14 protein-coding genes are annotated in these 16,653 nt (G+C 48.1%); 5 read left to right on the top strand and 9 right to left on the bottom strand.

Annotation, left to right across the window (positions count from 1 at the left end):
• Nucleotides 1-60: 60 nt before the first annotated feature.
• From aroK to Q1A08_RS16770, 6 genes are read right to left on the bottom strand one after another with little or no spacing between them, the layout of a single operon-like run.
• Nucleotides 61-567, bottom strand: coding sequence for a shikimate kinase AroK (gene aroK, locus Q1A08_RS16795; RefSeq protein WP_299775027.1), 507 nt, complete (start codon nt 565-567; stop codon nt 61-63).
• Nucleotides 568-2,802, bottom strand: a complete 2,235-nt coding sequence (gene pilQ, locus Q1A08_RS16790; RefSeq protein WP_299775025.1) for a type IV pilus secretin PilQ — start codon at nt 2,800-2,802, stop codon at nt 568-570.
• 10 nt (nt 2,803-2,812) lie between these two features.
• On the bottom strand, nt 2,813-3,334 hold the full coding sequence (locus Q1A08_RS16785; RefSeq protein WP_299775023.1) for a pilus assembly protein PilP: 522 nt from the start codon (nt 3,332-3,334) through the stop codon (nt 2,813-2,815).
• Between the two features lie 2 nt (nt 3,335-3,336).
• Nucleotides 3,337-3,948 carry a type 4a pilus biogenesis protein PilO gene (gene pilO, locus Q1A08_RS16780; protein ID WP_299775021.1) on the bottom strand — a complete coding sequence of 204 codons (612 nt, stop codon included), beginning with the start codon at nt 3,946-3,948 and terminating at the stop codon, nt 3,337-3,339.
• Nucleotides 3,948-4,517 carry a PilN domain-containing protein gene (locus Q1A08_RS16775; RefSeq protein WP_299775019.1) on the bottom strand — a complete coding sequence of 190 codons (570 nt, stop codon included), beginning with the start codon at nt 4,515-4,517 and terminating at the stop codon, nt 3,948-3,950. Before Q1A08_RS16775 ends, pilO begins: the two co-directional genes overlap by 1 nt.
• Nucleotides 4,517-5,584, bottom strand: a complete 1,068-nt coding sequence (locus Q1A08_RS16770) for a pilus assembly protein PilM (RefSeq protein ID WP_299775017.1) — start codon at nt 5,582-5,584, stop codon at nt 4,517-4,519. Before Q1A08_RS16770 ends, Q1A08_RS16775 begins: the two co-directional genes overlap by 1 nt.
• 155 nt (nt 5,585-5,739) lie before the next feature.
• Between Q1A08_RS16770 and Q1A08_RS16765 the strand changes: the two genes are divergently transcribed.
• Nucleotides 5,740-8,397, top strand: a complete 2,658-nt coding sequence (locus tag Q1A08_RS16765) for a penicillin-binding protein 1A (protein ID WP_299775015.1) — start codon at nt 5,740-5,742, stop codon at nt 8,395-8,397.
• Nucleotides 8,398-8,514: 117 nt separating this feature from the next.
• Here the strand turns inward: Q1A08_RS16765 and Q1A08_RS16760 are convergent, their stop codons facing one another.
• Together Q1A08_RS16760 and rpmE are read right to left on the bottom strand one after the other, a co-directional pair.
• Nucleotides 8,515-9,780 (bottom strand): malic enzyme-like NAD(P)-binding protein, encoded by a 1,266-nt coding sequence (locus Q1A08_RS16760; RefSeq protein ID WP_299775013.1) that lies wholly within the window; start codon nt 9,778-9,780, stop codon nt 8,515-8,517.
• A 484-nt stretch (nt 9,781-10,264) separates the two neighbouring features.
• On the bottom strand, nt 10,265-10,477 hold the full coding sequence (gene rpmE / locus Q1A08_RS16755) for a 50S ribosomal protein L31 (RefSeq protein ID WP_166853099.1): 213 nt from the start codon (nt 10,475-10,477) through the stop codon (nt 10,265-10,267).
• A 262-nt stretch (nt 10,478-10,739) separates the two neighbouring features.
• On the opposite strand from rpmE, the gene Q1A08_RS16750 reads away from it, so the two are divergent.
• From Q1A08_RS16750 to hslU, 4 genes are all read left to right on the top strand, one after another.
• Complete coding sequence (locus Q1A08_RS16750) at nt 10,740-12,989, top strand: primosomal protein N' (protein WP_299775009.1); 2,250 nt, start codon at nt 10,740-10,742, stop codon at nt 12,987-12,989.
• A gap of 68 nt (nt 12,990-13,057) precedes the next feature.
• A complete protein-coding gene (locus tag Q1A08_RS16745) occupies nt 13,058-13,696 on the top strand; it encodes an SPOR domain-containing protein (protein WP_299775007.1) in 639 nt (212 codons plus the stop codon).
• A 183-nt stretch (nt 13,697-13,879) separates the two neighbouring features.
• Nucleotides 13,880-14,419 (top strand): ATP-dependent protease subunit HslV, encoded by a 540-nt coding sequence (hslV, locus tag Q1A08_RS16740; RefSeq protein ID WP_299775005.1) that lies wholly within the window; start codon nt 13,880-13,882, stop codon nt 14,417-14,419.
• A gap of 8 nt (nt 14,420-14,427) precedes the next feature.
• Nucleotides 14,428-15,747, top strand: a complete 1,320-nt coding sequence (gene hslU, locus Q1A08_RS16735) for an ATP-dependent protease ATPase subunit HslU (RefSeq protein ID WP_299775003.1) — start codon at nt 14,428-14,430, stop codon at nt 15,745-15,747.
• Nucleotides 15,748-15,800: 53 nt separating this feature from the next.
• Here hslU and cobA read toward each other — a convergent pair whose 3' ends face one another.
• Complete coding sequence (gene cobA / locus Q1A08_RS16730) at nt 15,801-16,652, bottom strand: uroporphyrinogen-III C-methyltransferase (RefSeq protein ID WP_299775001.1); 852 nt, start codon at nt 16,650-16,652, stop codon at nt 15,801-15,803.
• Nucleotide 16,653 lies beyond the last annotated feature (1 nt).

The raw sequence follows: 16,653 nt of genomic DNA, 5'->3' as shown, positions 1-16,653 counted from the left end.
AGAGATTAGCCGACAAAGAATACCAGAAAACTTACAAGAACAATAAACAGCAAGCTTGATTCAGACTTGTTCTACCAGCGTCTCAGCTACCTGCTTAGGAGTCTTACCGTCGGTTTCGATTACAAAATCGGCAACTTCTCGGTAAAGCGGATCACGCAACTCTAACAACTCAATGATTTTTTGCTTGGGATCATCGACCTGCAAAAGAGGACGCTTTTTATCTTTATCAGTACGGCGCACAAGTTGATTTACCGAGGCAGTTAAATAAACCACGTGACCGTATTTATTAAGCAGCTTTCGATTCTCTTCTCGCATGATGATACCGCCACCGGTAGCGATAACTAAGTCATCTTGCATACATAGTTCGGCAAGAGTGTTACTTTCGCGTACACGAAAACCATCTTCACCTTCGATATCAAATATCCAAGAAATATCGGCGCCAGCACGATCTTCTATCAACTTATCTGTGTCGTAAAAGTCGCGCTGCAAGGCGGACGCCAAAAGGCGCCCGATAGTGGATTTGCCGACCCCCATGGGGCCGACTAAAACGATACTCTTCACAAGCAATTATTCGGTATAGCTCTGCGCCAAAATTTTAGGAGTAATAAAGATCAGCAACTCTCGCTTGTTGCGAACCTGCAGGTCCTTTTTAAATAGGCGCCCTAAGTAAGGAATATCACCTAGCACAGGCACCTTACTGGTACCCTTAGTTACCTGATCCTGGAAAATACCACCCAAGACGACGGTCTGGCCATTATCAACAAGAACCTCAGTCTCCAAGCGGTTCACATCGATAATTGGGATATTACTCTCTTCACCCGATAGTGAATCTTGTTTTACCAATAGATCCATAATAATTCGATCATCAGGTGTAATTTGCGGAGTTACCTCTAGCTTCAATACCGCCTGACGGAAAGAAACTGCCGTCGCGCCACTTGCAGAGGCTTCCTGATAAGGTAATTCCTTACCTGACTCGATAAACGCAATCTGCTTATCGCCAGTAATAACCTTTGGCTGAGATACAATTTCCGCGAAGCCAGAATCTTCGAGCGCACTCAGCTCTAGACCTAGAGAACCGTTGTCGGAACTCAACCACATTGCGATAGAACCGAATGGGTTGGCGACACCAAGGTCTACCATGTTGGCTTGATCAATGGTGGGAGTCCACACGCCATTATCATCAAAGTTATCGGCCGAGAACGCTTCGGTAGAACCAGAGAATAAGCCGCTACGTTGGTTAACTGTTTGAGTTCGGAATATCTGCTGGCCATTAGAGTTAAAGGTCGCATTACCGTTAGTATCTAGAACCGGTACCCGCTGAGTTGCTGAGCGAATTTGATGACGCCCTACAGCCTGCCAGCGAACACCTAGCTCTTTACGATAATCAGTATTGGCCACTACTATTCGCGCTTCGATAAGCACTTGGCGTACAGGAATATCTACCTGTGCAATTAACTTACGAAACTCCTGAATCTTCTCTTCTGTATCAGTAAGAATAATCGAATTAGTTCTTTCATCTACAATTGCCTGGCCGCGCTCAGAGAGAATACTGCCAGTGGAATTTCCGTCCTGATTATTACCACTACTACCCTCACCAGTATCGCGCTGATTAAACAGCTTAAACAGTTCACGGGCATTCGCATAGCGTACTCGAATATATTCTGTACGCAGTGGCGCCAACTCTTCTAGTTGTTTTTGTGTCTCTAGCTCTAAGCGCTCGCGTTCAGCAATCTCAGCCGCTGGAGCAACCATCAATACATTGCCCACTTGGCGCTTATCCAAGCCTTTAGTTTTCAAAACAAGGCTTAAGGCTTGATCCCAAGGCACATTATCTAAACGCAAAGTAATGCTTCCGCCAACGGTATCACTGGCCACCAAGTTTAAATCCGTAATATCAGCAATTAGCTGAAGCACCGAACGAACTTCAATATTCTGAAAGTTTAAAGAAAGCTTCTTGCCGACAAACTCAAATTGCTTTTTACGCTCCTCACGCTCCACGCGAGTTAGAGGTTTAACCGACACTACATATTGATCATCAGCCTGATATGCCAAATAGTCATATTCACGACTAGTTTCAATAACAACCTTGGTGCTGCCACCATCGTAGCTAGTATCAATAAACGAAACTGGGGTAGCAAAATCCACCACATCCAAACGACGACGCAAATCAGCTGGAATAGAAACGCCATCAAAGTTCAAGATGAGCTTGCCACCACTAGAATTAGCGTCGATATTCACATTAGGATCAGAAAGATTAAGAACAATCTTACCCTCACCATCTTCACCGCGTCTAAAATCTAAGGAAGTAATTGAGCTTGCGTACTCTGCCTCACCTTCTGCAGAATCATTGGACATAGCCGCCGTCATGCTAGAGCCGCGTTTAATGTAGTCACCAGCGCCGTTACCACTACCCATTTCGACAATAACGTCTGAGCCCGCCACACGAGTTGAATAATTTACTAACTCGTTCAAGTTCACGATCATACGAGTACGACCACCACTTGATAGCACAACTACACTATTTGCCGAATCAAAAGAGACTGGAAACTTTTTCTGAGCCAATAGACTTTCAACACCAGGGAAGTCGAGAACTACGCGAGCTGGCTTCTCAATGGTATAACCCTTGGGCGCATCAGGCTGCTCATCAAACTTAAGTTTAATCTCAAATCTTTGCCCGGGTAGTTCGGCAAACTGGATATCGGTGAGCTTGCTCGCAAAGGAGGAAGTCGCCAAAGAGGCAAGCAACGCTGTAACCGCGAGGCGCCCTTTTACAAGGCTTATGGATCTAAGCAGCGAAAACATAGTCAATTCCTTATTCTTCCTCTAGTTTGAGAACTCGGGGGCGCTCGACCCAACCACCCAAGTTATCTGGAATAATTTCTACAATATCTAATTGCCCATGGCTGGTATTAATCACCTGACCATGGTTCTTACCGAGATAATTTCCCGTGGAAACACGATAAACGCCGCCCTCACCATCCGAGACGAGCGCCCACAACACACTATCTTTTTCGATGGTGCCGACCATCTTCAGAGCCATTAAAGCGAAGCCCTCAAGAAACTCTTTTTCTCGATTCAAATCAGGCTCTACACCTACAGAGTTCCCCACGAACTCTTGCTTTTGCTCTTCCTTTAAACGCTCAAAAGGACTTCGCAACTTAATAGCCGCGTAGCTAAAGGCTTTATAAGGTCGAAACTCGGGCAGAGGCTCGATACGACCACGCGGGCGTCGCTTTGTCTCTTCAATATAATCGCGCAAGTCTTGATGCTGCCCTTCAAAAGAACAGCCGCCAAACGCGAATAAAGCCATGATTAAAACTGTATATCGCACCATGCTTAATCGTCCTGACTCTTATAGCGGTAGGTTTTGGCAATAATATTCATCGTCAGCTCGCCACGCTCGCCACTGGTAATATCGTAATCATGCAGGGTTACAATTCGAGGCATCCCCGCTACGCCACTCACAAAACCACCAAGATCGTGATAACCACCACTTACCGTAATGGAGATTGGCAACTCTACGTAAAACTCTTCAGACTTTTCTTTCTGAAGTTCAATACTGGATATGGTTAAGCCGCTCTCACTGCCCTTTTCATCGATATCCTCCAACAGACCCGGAACCTCAGTATCACTGGGTAACTGCTTAAGCAAAGCGCCGAATGAATCTTCCATTTCCTGCATCTGCTTGCGATAGGCCACCAAGTTGGCCGATTCAAACGCCTTACGCTCAAAATTAGCCTTTAGGTTAGCCTCTTCGGAAACCTGATTTTCGAGACTTATCTTTAGATCGCTAATAAAAGCATAATAAGTCACGCCAAAAACAATCGAAACGGCGATTAACGCTACGATAATCCGCCCTGCTAGAGGCCAAACACCTATCCTCTCAAAATCCAGTTCTGCAAGATCAAAGCTCTGCAGCTGCTCCATAAAATCGGACATGCCAGACATTATTTCCCGCCCTCCGATTCATCTTTCTTTGGTATGGCAGCCTTGACCGTCATACTAAACTCACTGGCTTGCTCACCAAGATTAGGCTTAGTGGTTACCGAGTTTAAATTAGGGTCCTGAAACCAAGCTGAACTTTCAAGATTTCGCATAAAGGTTGAAACGCGATTATTAGATTCAGTCACACCTTCCATGCTGATGGTATTGCCGTTTCGCTTCATGCTGATAATGTAAATACCATCAGGCACCATACGAACAAACTCATCAAAAGCTCGCACAATGACTGGGCGCAGCCCCTGCAACTCTTGAATAACTCGCATACGCTCTAGCAACTCTGAGCGACGTTTCTTAAGCTCTTTAATCTCCGATACCTTGCTTTGCAAGATAGCAATCTCATCATTCAACATCTTATTGCGCTGATTCTGCGCATCAATGTCTGCCTGCACTGATGAGACCCACAAATAGGCTAAAGCTGCGGCAATAACGATCACCCCAGTTAAAATAGTTAAATATTCTTGCTTGCGCCGCGCTCGGTATTCGTCGCGCCAAGGTAGTAAGTTAATATTAGCCATTAATCGTACTCCCTCATCGCCAAGCCTGCTGCAATCATCAATGCAGGCGCATCATTGGCTAGGGCCGTCGCATTCACTCGCGGCGATACCGACATATTGGCAAATGGGTTTGCTACCATGGTCATGGTGCCAATTTTCTCTTCGATTAAATCACCTAAGCCTTCAAGCGCTGCAACACCACCCGCTAAAACAATCAGGTCAACATCGTTATATTGGCTTGAAGAGAAGAAAAACTGCAAAGAGCGAGTTACCTGTTGAACGACGGCATCCTTAAATGGCTCAAGCACTTCAGATTCATAGTCATCAGGCAGGCCACCCTGCTTTTTAGCAAGGCCCGCTTCTTCTGCGGATAGACCATAGCGGCGTTGAATTTCTTCGGTTTGTTGCTTACCGCCAAATAACTGCTCACGGGTATAAACAGTTTTACCATCCACCAGCACACTGAGGGTCGTCATGGTGGCACCGATATCAACCATTGCCACAACCTGGCCATCCTGATGCTCAAGCTGCTCCGCAATCAAAGAGAAGGCGCGCTCCATGGTATAGGCTTCAACATCGACCACCTTGGCGGTCAAATCTGCTTTTTCTAATACATCGACACGCAAATCAACATTTTCGCGTCGACAGGCCGCCAGTAAAACTTCCATCTGCTCAGGGTTGCTCTTAGACACCCCTTGCACTTCAAAATCGATGGATACTTCTTCAAGCGGGTAAGGAATATATTGATCGGCTTCTAGGGAGATTTGAGTTTCTAAGGCATCCTCAGACAGCCCGGAGGGCATTTCGATAACCTTAGTGATTACCGCAGACCCCGCAACCGCCACTGCGGCGAGCTTCTCTTTGCTCTTGGATTGCTGTACCACGGCCCTAACCGCATCGGCAACCCCATCAGGATCATTGATGTTTTTTTCCACCACCGAGCCAGGCGGCAAGGCTTTCACGGCGTAGCTTTCCACGCGATAACTGTCCCCTTGCCGGCTAAATTCCAGCAATTTCACAGCGGTGGAGCTTATATCCAGACCAATGAGTGGCTTGGCCTTGGACTCCAAGAATCCCAGAATGCCCATTTTTTCAATCAATATCCGTGACTTATGAGATAATCATGTTATAGCACTTGAACTGTGTGCTGCAACAACCTTTGTCATAGGTAATGGCTTAAAAAGCACTTATAATGCCCCTTTCTTGGCAAATTGCCGACTATTACCGTTTAAGAATTAAATACATGCGAAATTCTCTCTTCCGCCTTACCTTCTGGCTAGCCGTATGTGGCAGCGGTGCCATTATTGCAGGACTAGCCGCGTTTTACCTGTATTTAAGCCCGAAATTGCCCTCAGTTGAGAGTCTTCGGCACGTAAAACTACAAACTCCGCTGAGGGTTTATTCCAGCGATGGTTTACTAATCGGAGAATTTGGCGAAAAGCGCCGTACCCCCATCCGACACCCAGATATACCAGAGCTATACACTAAAGCCCTGTTAGCTGCAGAAGACGACCAATTTTATTCCCACAATGGTGTCTCAATTCGCGGACTACTCCGCGCGGCTTCACAAATTGTCAGCTCCGGCCACATTCAATCGGGTGGCAGCACCATCACTATGCAGGTGGCCCGCAACTTCTTCCTAACTCGCCAACAAACCTTTGCCCGTAAATTCAATGAAATCTTGCTGGCCTTGCAAATTGAGCGTGAACTCAGCAAAGAAGAGATTCTAGAGCTTTACGTCAATGTTATCTTTTTAGGCAACCGCGCCTACGGTATTAATGCAGCGGCTGAAGTTTACTATGGTAAACCCTTGAGTGAATTAAGTTTAGCTCAATTAGCAATGATTGCAGGATTACCTAAAGCGCCATCCACATTTAACCCAATTGCCAACCCAGAACGGGCGCTAATTCGCCGCAATTGGATTCTTGGTCGCATGCTGTCATTAGGCTATATCGACCAAAACCTCTATGACGCCACCATCAATGAGCCAGTAACGGCCAGTGTGCATGGCATCAAGGTTGATTATCACGCCCCCTATGTCGCCGAAATGGCCCGCCGCCAAGCAATCGATATATACGGTAATGGCGCCTACACTGATGGCCTCAAGGTTTACACCACTATCAATAGCAAGCTACAAGAACGCGCCCAACAAGCCGTGATCGACGGACTTATTGCCTACGATCAACGCAAAGGTTTTCGCGGCCCAGAGCAACACTGGCCAGCCAGCTTTATCGACCCAAGTGTCACTGATGTTACAGATTTCAATAATCTAGACCTAGCCGCATGGCAAGACGCCCTTGAAAACCTAAGCCGCTACGGAGGCCTAGAGCCAGCCGTGGTGGTGCAAGTTTTCGAGCAACAGATTAGAGCTTTGCTAGCCAATGGCGACATTGTTGATATTGAGTGGGAGCAAGGACTGCGCCAAGCAAGAGCTTTTAAAACAGAAAATGCTCGCGGCCCGAGGCCTAAGCTCGCGACCAATATTGTCGCTGTCGGAGATGTTGTTCGCCTACGCCCGGAAGCCGAAGGTAATTGGCGCTTTAGCCAAGTGCCAAAAGCTCAAGCCGCGCTTATCGCTTTGAACCCCAAAGACGGAGCCATTATTTCTATGGTTGGTGGTTTCGACTTCGCACAAAGCCACTTTAACCGCGTCACCCAAGCCAAGCGCCAGCCTGGCTCAAACTTCAAGCCATTTGTGTATACCACCGCACTAGAGCATGGCATGACGCCCGCCAGCATTATTAACGATGCACCTATCGTATTTGAAGACGCCAATCTTGAAAGCACCTGGCGCCCCGAAAATGATGGTGGCAAATTCTACGGACCGACTCGATTGCGACAAGCTCTATACCGCTCGCGCAATCTAGTTTCTATCCGAGTTTTACGCAATATTGGTATTCGCAATGCAATCAAAGGCATGGACCGATTTGGTTTTGAGCCAGCGCTATTACCCAAAGACCTTTCATTAGCTCTCGGTAGTTATGCGCTTACCCCATTAGAAATTGCTACCGGTTATGCGGTATTCGCCAATGGCGGCTTCAAAGTTGAACCCTACTTATTGATCAGCATGGTTGATGTGAATGACGAAGTTATTTACCAAGCCAACCCTGCAACGGCCTGCCCCCAATGTGAACAAATGACTTTGGTCGAGGACGATCTAGAGCTTGCCCAATCAGAAACGGACTCTGATGGCGAAACTTTAGCAGCCCAAAGCAGCGAACAAGCTAAGACTCAAGACGAAACCACCGACAAAAACGAAGCCAACTCAGCAGCCACAAACAACAATCTATTGGATGCTGAACTTGCCGCCGAGCTTGCCTCTGAACTGGCCGCTCTCGGAGAAAACATACCCGCTACAGAAGAAAGTGCAGAAACCAATACCGAGCCTGCATTTGTAGCGCCAGCCAATCCAGCCGAAAGAGTGCTTAGCCCTCAGGTTGCTTATCTAATAAACTCTATGCTGCAAGATGTCATCCGTAAAGGCACCGGCACTGCCGCCAAAAGCTTAGGGCGCAATGACCTAGCCGGTAAAACAGGAACCACAAACGGCCCTCGCGATGCTTGGTTCTCTGGCTACAACAGCGAATTAGCAGTAACAACTTGGCTCGGCTTCGATCAAAACCTGATGTTAGGACGCCGCGAATACGGCGGCTCGGCCGCACTACCCATTTGGATTGATTACATGCGTACCGCCCTTAAAGATGTAGCGGAGAGCAAGCGCCCGCAACCCGAAGGGATTATCACCGTACGCATCGACCCCAAAACAGGTGAGCGAGCTAACATCAATACCATTGGCGCTATATACGAAAGCTTTAGGACAGAAAATGCTCCAGAACTTTTGCGTCAAGAAAGTATTGGTAGCAGTGAGAGCGATGAGGCGCTGCCAGAAGAATTGTTTTAAGAGACAGTAAAAACAAAAAAGCCCGACAAGATAAGCACTACTTATCTTGTCGGGCTTTTTACTTTTTAGAGCAGCCAATTACAAGTAGCCACGAAAAACGACTACCAAAGCATAGGCTTACTTAATATCAGCCATCGATCTAAGCGGGTAATGTGAAGGGTAAGGCAAGCGAGCCACACCAGTATCAACCGCAGCTTGGGCAACTGCAGCAGCTACCGCGCCCAACAAACGCTCATCGGTTGGCTTAGGCAAAATATACTCTCGGCCAAAGCTTAATTCTGCGCCGCCATAAGCAGCAGACACTTCCTCTGGCACCGACTGCTTCGCCAATTCGCGAATAGCCTCGACAGCAGCAAGCTTCATTTCCTCATTAATTTCCTTGGCGCGTACATCTAAGGTGCCACGGAACAAGAACGGGAAACACAAAACATTGTTTACCTGGTTCGGATAATCCGAGCGACCTGTGGCCATAATCAAATCATCACGAGCAGCATTCGCCAACTTCGGATCAATCTCAGGATCTGGGTTGGAGCAAGCAAAAACCACTGGATTAGCAGCCATCGATTTCAACTGATCCGCAGACAATAGGTTTGGTCCTGACACCCCCAAGAATGCATCAGCACCCTCAATAGCATCATCTAAAGTTCTTGCATCAGTTTCATGAGCAAAAACTTCTTTGTATTCGTTTAGGTGATCGCGGCCTGCGTAAATAACACCCTTACTGTCCAGCATGGTGATATTTTCAGGCTGAGCACCCGCGCTAATCATTAGTTTGCAGCAGGCCTGTGCCGCAGCACCGGCACCCAAACAAACAATTTTGGCCTCAGAAATAGTTTTACCTTGAATCTCCAAAGCGTTCATCATGCCGGCCACAGTAACAATCGCGGTACCATGCTGGTCATCATGGAAAATTGGCACCTGACAACGCTCGATCAAGGTTTTCTCAATCACAAAGCATTCTGGCGCTTTAATATCCTCTAGGTTAATACCGCCATAGGTATTGGCGATCCGCTCAACCGTATCAATAAAGGCTTCGGGTGATTCTGCGTCGACTTCAACATCTACCGAATCAATACCGGCGAAACGCTTAAACAGTAGACTTTTGCCTTCCATTACCGGCTTACTCGCCAATGGACCTAAATTACCCAAGCCTAAAATGGCGCTACCATCAGTGATAACCGCGACCAGATTACCTTTTAAGGTGTACTTAAAAGCATTCTCTGCATCTTTGGCAATTTCGCGAACTGGCTCAGCCACACCTGGGCTATAAGCCAATGAAAGATCTTCTTGGGTTTCCGCCGAAGTACTCAATTCGATACTGAGCTTTCCGGGACGGGGGAAGGCGTGATAATCCAGCGCCGCTTTTTTCAAATCGTTTGACATGGTCCCAACCACTATTGCTATGTTTGTGTTTGCAAAGCGACAGGCAAGTGCACTATGACACCTGTTCACTATTGCTGAATATTGTAATTATTTCCCGCGAAGCTCTGACGGCTTTTCAGACAGGTCTAGGAAGCATACTCCCAGCATATAAAGCCATCAATAACAATTGTAACCACAATCGCGGTGTTAGCGACCATTGATTACATTAAATAGCCTTATAGCTAGGTTAAATTGGCCTAAATGCCGCATTATTTGAACGAGCAATAATCAATATTAGTCAGGAAGATAAATAGACAAACGCAAAATAACTGAAAAAACATTAGCTTACAGATAAGAGAGCGGGCTTTTCTCACCCCTAAAGCAGAGCATCAAACTCATAAGGTGAAACAAGAAAACGTTTTTCAAGGCATAAAAAAACCCCTTGTGAATCTCACAAGGGGTTTTTCTTGCAGCAAATAAATTTGCTGCCGGCTGCTTACAAGAATTACTTCTTGATGCGGCTACCGAAACGCTTCTTAAAGCGATCGATACGACCACCGGTATCAACAACTTTCTGCTTACCAGTGTAGAAAGGGTGACACTCTGAACATACGTCCAAGTGTAGGTCTTTGCCCAAAGTAGAGCCAGTCTTGATGGTGTTACCGCAAGAACAAGTAGCGGTAATCTCACCGTAATTCGGATGGATATCAGCTTTCATAGTGTGCCTCATTAATTAATCTTGTTCCCGCCACTCAGTCAATGCTAAGCACGGAAACCCTATAAAGCGCTTTTAGGCCAGCCGCAGCGGCCAAAAAATAGACGGCGCATACTAACAGAACAAGGCCAGAACGCAAGCAAAAATAAAGCTTTAGCCCAATATCCGCCTAGCCTAGAGGAAATATCCATTCAGATTGGAATAAAACGGCCTCTGCTCCTTATAATGCAGCTACAGCAAGCAAGACACCCGAACTAGCTCGGCGATGTCCAGATCGTTACTCAAGGGTACTCCAAACAACGCCATGCCAGACCCAAGCCATCAACACCGCATTATTAGGGTTGCCCTACCCGTACCGCTGCGCAAGCTCTTCGACTATATTGGCGAAGCGGGCCAAGATTACCCCATCGGCGCCAGAGTAAAAGTGCCATTCGGGCCTCGCCAACTGATTGGGGTTGTCATTGAGCAAAGCCATCAAAGCGAGCAAACCCTAGCCAAGCTCAAAAACGCTGGCCCAGCACTCGATGATGACAGCCTAGTACCCGAAGAAATTCGCCAATTACTCTCTTTTTGCAGTAGCTATTATCAATGCCCCATTGGGGAGGCCTATAGCACGGCCCTGCCAAAACTCCTCCGCCAAGGCGAGGCAGTGAGCCTGCCAAAGCACGAATACCTTCAGTTAAGCCAAGAAGGCTTAGGACTCCCTGTTGGCGGGCTCAGCAAGGCACGCAAGCAAGCCGCTTTACTTAGCGCATTACAAGAACAAGGAAAGCTTGATAAAACCGATTTGAAGAGGCTCTGCATCAGCAATAGCGTGGTCAAGGCCATGCTGGATAAAGGCCTTCTGAACTGGCAAAGCGAGCAGCTCCCTACCATTGCCGCAGGTGATCAGCAAAAACAAGCTCCATTGTCATTAAACGAGGAGCAAGAGGCGGCTCTGGAGCAGTTACGTTATCAGCAATTTGCCTGCTACCTGCTCGAAGGGACGACAGGCAGTGGTAAGACCGAGGTGTATTTACAAGCCATCGCCGAAGTACTGCGCGAAGGCCGCCAAGCCTTGGTATTAATCCCTGAAATTGGACTCACACCGCAAACCCTTGGGCGCTTTCAGAACCGATTCAAGTGCCCCATCGTTGCAATCCATTCTGGCCTTAATGATAAAGAGCGATTGCAAGCCTGGGGTATGGCCAAGACAGGTCAAGCCGGCATTATCATTGGCACCCGCTCAGCAATTTTCACACCGCTGTATCGTCCGGGAATTATCATCATTGACGAAGAGCATGATCTCTCGTTCAAGCAACAAGATGGGGTGCGCTATTCAGGCAGAGATCTAGCGATATTTAGAGCGAAAAAAGCCAATATCCCGATCATGTTGGGCACCGCAACCCCGAGCTTAGAAAGCTTGCACAATGCCATACAGGGTCGTTACGAGCATTTACGGCTTACTCGCCGCGCAGGTGCCGCCAAACCACCGGCCATCAGTGTTGAAGACATAAAACAAAAAACCTTGATCGGTGGCCTCAGCCAAAACAGCCTAGATTCCATCGCAAATACACTCGCAGCAGGCAATCAAGTTTTAGTCTTTTTAAACCGACGCGGATTCGCCCCTAGCTTAATCTGCCACAATTGTGGCTGGGTAGCAGAGTGTCGTCACTGCAGCGCCAGAATGACTTTGCACAAAGCCCAGCATCAAATGCGCTGCCATCATTGCGAAGCCAGCATGGCGCAACCACAGCAATGCCCAGATTGCTTTAGCCGCGAATTAATTAGCCAAGGCTATGGCACTCAACGCAGTGAAGAAACCCTGCAAGAGCATTTCCCTGACACCCAAATCATCCGCATCGACCGTGACAGCACCCGTAAAAAACAGGCCATGCATGAACTATTGCAGGAAGTCGATCAAGGCCAGCCCTGTATTTTGTTAGGCACCCAGATGTTAGCCAAGGGCCATCACTTTCCCAATGTCACTCTCGTCGTCATTGTGGATGCCGATGGTGGTCTTTTCAGCGGCGACTTTCGTGGCCCAGAAAGAATGGGCCAGCTGATTACCCAAGTAGCTGGGCGAGCTGGGCGCGCTGAAAAGCCCGGCAAAGTCATCATCCAAAGCCATAATAAAGACCACCCCCTGCTGGAAACACTACTGCACAAGGGTTATCACTTGTTTGCACGACAGATATTGCGGGAGCGACAACTGGCCTACATGCCACCCTATAGGCACCTAGCCCTGCTACACTGTGATGCCCGTGACGGCTTGCAGGCAGAGTCGTTTTTGCAAAATATGCGTCAATGGCTAGAGCAATACGCCCCCCCAACACCAGAGCAAATCTACCTAGGCCCATTTGCAGCCCCAATGGAAAAGCGCAAACAAATGTATCGTTACCAACTGCAATTTAACTGCGAAAGCCGCCGCCATATGCAACAAATACTGAACTTAGTTGGTCAATACTTGGATCAGAGCAAGTTGCCAAACCATATTCGCTGCTCCCTGGATGTCGATCCCCTAGACATGATGTAGAATGTCGGGTTTTCGCGGCTCCATCAAAGACGGGCCGCCCGGTAGTTAGTAAGCAGTTCAAGGACCCCATGAGCCAGGATTTCGCCAAGAAAAAGCGCAGCACAAGCACCCGCAGCAATTCACGTAGCAACTCAAACTCTCGAAGTAATTCTCGAGGTTCAGCGGGCGGCAATAAGCGTCGCAGCAGTAAAAAAGCACAGAGCCGCAGCGCTAGCGGCTGGCTATGGTTCCTTAGCGGCGGCCTGCTGGGCAGCCTCGCCACATTCTTAATATTCCTAAGTGGCGTTATCCCCATACCTCAGAACGAGACAACAAAACAGGCTAGCAGCAAACAGCCCGCCGCCGAAGAAAAGAGCATCCCACAACCGCGCTTTGATTTTTACGAACTGTTAAAAGAATCTGAAGTTGTCGTAGAAAAGTCGCCAGACAGCTACGATGGCGGCGGCCTACGCCAGCAGAAAGATATGGAGTTTTTACTGCAAGTTGGCTCTTTTCGCAGCGCCAAGGATGCAGATCGCCTACATGCCAAACTGGCATTATCAGGTTTCGACAGCCAAGTTGAAGAAGTAAAAGTGCGCAATGGCAGCATTTGGCATCGCGTCTTAGTGGGCCCTTATGCAAGTAAGTCGAAGCTGGCCAATACTCGCGGTAAGCTCATCAGCCAGGGTATCGAAACCTTAGTCATCGAGCGCGAAGCACGAAAATAGACAGCCAGCATGGCTGCGTGATAACCCAAACCCACCGTCACGCAGCCAAATGGCTCCGCAACAATTTACCTTCCTTTGCACAGCACTAGTCCTTTACCGCTTGAAAAGCCACAATATTGCCCATACTTAAAGAGGTAATCGCCAAGCTTTTTTTGGCAATCAACCCCCTTAGAAGGACGTCCCGTGGAACAATATCGAGGCACAACTATTCTATCCGCTCGTCGCAATGGCAAAGTAGTTATTGGCGGCGACGGCCAAGTATCAATGGGCAATACCGTGATGAAAGGTAATGCTCGCAAAGTCCGTCGTCTACACGGCGGCAAAGTTATCGCTGGCTTTGCTGGTGGCACCGCTGATGCATTCACCCTATTTGAGCGCTTTGAAGCCAAGCTAGAAGCCCACAACGGGCAACTAGTAAGGGCCGCCGTTGAGCTGGCCAAAGACTGGCGCTCAGACCGAGCCCTGCGCAAACTTGAAGCTCTATTGGCTGTCGCCAATGAGGAAGCTTCTTTAATCATTACAGGTAATGGCGATGTGATTCAGCCGGAAGACGATCTAATCGCGATTGGCTCTGGCGGCCCCTTTGCTCAATCTGCCGCCCGCGCACTGCTGGACAACACTGAGATGGAAGCTATCGACATCGTTAAGCAAGGCCTAAAGATTGCCGGTGACATCTGTGTGTACACCAACCAGAACCATACCATTGAAGAACTGGAATACTGAGTAAGACCATGTCCCAAATGACACCTAGAGAAATTGTTCACGAGCTGGACAAACACATCATCGGTCAAAAAGATGCCAAGCGTGCAGTCGCCATTGCCCTGCGCAATCGCTGGCGCCGCATGCAGCTCGACGAAGAGTTGCGTAACGAAATTACCCCAAAAAACATTTTGATGATTGGTCCAACAGGCGTGGGTAAAACCGAAATTGCCCGCCGTCTCGCCAAGCTCGCTAATGCGCCATTTATTAAAGTAGAAGCCACCAAGTTCACCGAGGTGGGCTATGTCGGCCGCGATGTTGAATCTATTGTTCGCGACCTAGTCGATATGTCGATCAAGATGTATCGCGAGCAGGAAAAAACCAAAGTTGAGCACCGCGCTTACGAGGCCGCTGAAGATCGCATTTTGGATGCTCTACTACCTCCAGCACGCGGCGAAGACCTGAGCGAAAAAGCCGAAACTGGCACCCGCCAAATCTTCCGCAAAAAGCTGCGCGAAGGTGAGCTGGATGATAAAGAAATTGAGCTCGAACTTTCTGCCACACCGGTAGGCGTAGAAATCATGGCGCCTCCTGGCATGGAAGATATGACCAGCCAGTTGCAAAATATGTTTTCCTCAATGAACACCGGGAAAACTAAAAAGACCAAGCTCACCGTCAAACAAGCATTAAAGCAGCTGCAAGACGAAGAAGCCGCCAAGCTCATTAACGAAGAAGAAGTTAAAGCCAAAGCCATCACTGCTGCCGAGCAAAACGGTATTGTTTTTATTGACGAGATCGATAAAGTTGCCAAGCGCCAAGAAAACTCTGGCGGTGATGTTTCCCGCGAAGGTGTACAACGCGATCTGCTACCGTTAATTGAAGGCTGCACCGTTAGCACCAAACACGGCATGATTAAAACCGATCACATTTTGTTTGTTGCATCAGGCGCATTCCACCTGTCCAAACCTTCGGATCTCATTCCAGAACTGCAAGGCCGCTTACCCATTCGCGTAGAACTTGAAGCTTTGAGCGCTGCCGACTTCGAGCGCATCTTAGTAGAGCCAAGTGCTTCTCTTACCGAGCAGCAAAAAGCTCTACTGGCTACTGAAGGCCTAGAACTCAACTTCAGCGATGATGGTATTCGCAAGATTGCCGAAACGGCCTTCGATGTAAACGAGCGTACTGAGAATATCGGCGCCCGACGTCTGCACACTGTATTAGAGCGTTTATTGGAAGAAATTTCCTTTGACGCTAGCGACACGCAAGGCCCACTCAATATTGATGCGGATTACGTTAGCAAAGCGCTTGGTGAATTAGCACAAGACGAAGACCTCAGCCGCTTCATTTTGTAAGCTCACAAGCCAGCAAGCAAAAAAAGGCAGTGCATGCACTGCCAGAGCGGGAACTACAAAGCCAGCGACAGCACTTGGCTGCTGCGCTGGTAATCTTCCGCTAACATTGAGAGGGAAACTTGCTGCCTTTTATTCACCACTTCTCCAACCAATATCACCGCCGGCCCTAACAACTCCTGATGTTGCATGTCACTCTCCATGCCCCCCAATGTACTGCAAATCACTTTCTGCTGAGCCAATGAACCATTATCGACTATCGCCATAGCCGTTTCTTTAGGCATTCCAGCTCGAATTAACTGCTCAGCGATTTCCGTGACTTTTGATAGCCCCATATAAAAAACCAATGTGCCGCGCTGTTGTGCCAAAGCTTTCCAATCCACAGGGCTGCCATCTTGTTTACGCTGCGCAGTAACAAAGGTTAATGACTGCGCGCAATCACGATGGGTTAATGGGATACCAGAGTATGCTGCGCAGCCACTCGCGGCGGTTACCCCAGGAATAATTGCAAAGGGAATACCATGTTCGCTAAGCAACTCTGTTTCTTCGGCCAAGCGCGCAAAGACGCTAGGATCTCCACCTTTTAGACGCAGAACAGTTTTTCCTTCCTTGGCTTTTTTCAAAATGAGATTACCAATCTCCGCTTGAGAAAGACTATGCTGTGCGCAACGTTTGCCTACATAAATAGCCTCTGTCTGTTTTGGAAAATACTGAAACAAAGCATCATTCACCAAGGCGTCATACAAGATCACCTCAGCGCTTTGTAAAACACGGTGGGCTTTTAGCGTTAATAGCTCTGGATCCCCACAGCCTGAGCCCACAAAATATACCCGTCCACCGCCACTACCCAAATGATCCCGCACAGTCGAACCAGAAACAGTAAATTTCGCTGAATTAACTTGCCCCATA

The organism is uncultured Pseudoteredinibacter sp. (genome assembly GCF_947500695.1).
Taxonomy (GTDB): domain Bacteria; phylum Pseudomonadota; class Gammaproteobacteria; order Pseudomonadales; family Cellvibrionaceae; genus Pseudoteredinibacter.
This window is presented reverse-complemented; position numbering and strand designations above follow the sequence as displayed.

Coding starts and splice junctions, on each gene's coding strand:
- pilO (WP_299775021.1), bottom strand. CDS start 3,948: ATGTCTGGCATGTCCGATTTTATGGAGCAGCTGCAGAGCTTTGATCTT.
- Q1A08_RS16775 (WP_299775019.1), bottom strand. CDS start 4,517: ATGGCTAATATTAACTTACTACCTTGGCGCGACGAATACCGAGCGCGG.
- Q1A08_RS16785 (WP_299775023.1), bottom strand. CDS start 3,334: ATGGTGCGATATACAGTTTTAATCATGGCTTTATTCGCGTTTGGCGGC.
- cobA (WP_299775001.1), bottom strand. CDS start 16,652: ATGGGGCAAGTTAATTCAGCGAAATTTACTGTTTCTGGTTCGACTGTG.
- rpmE (WP_166853099.1), bottom strand. CDS start 10,477: ATGAAAGCTGATATCCATCCGAATTACGGTGAGATTACCGCTACTTGT.
- hslU (WP_299775003.1), top strand. CDS start 14,428: ATGTCCCAAATGACACCTAGAGAAATTGTTCACGAGCTGGACAAACAC.
- Q1A08_RS16765 (WP_299775015.1), top strand. CDS start 5,740: ATGCGAAATTCTCTCTTCCGCCTTACCTTCTGGCTAGCCGTATGTGGC.
- Q1A08_RS16750 (WP_299775009.1), top strand. CDS start 10,740: ATGTCCAGATCGTTACTCAAGGGTACTCCAAACAACGCCATGCCAGAC.
- Q1A08_RS16770 (WP_299775017.1), bottom strand. CDS start 5,584: ATGGGCATTCTGGGATTCTTGGAGTCCAAGGCCAAGCCACTCATTGGT.
- Q1A08_RS16745 (WP_299775007.1), top strand. CDS start 13,058: ATGAGCCAGGATTTCGCCAAGAAAAAGCGCAGCACAAGCACCCGCAGC.
- Q1A08_RS16760 (WP_299775013.1), bottom strand. CDS start 9,780: ATGTCAAACGATTTGAAAAAAGCGGCGCTGGATTATCACGCCTTCCCC.
- pilQ (WP_299775025.1), bottom strand. CDS start 2,802: ATGTTTTCGCTGCTTAGATCCATAAGCCTTGTAAAAGGGCGCCTCGCG.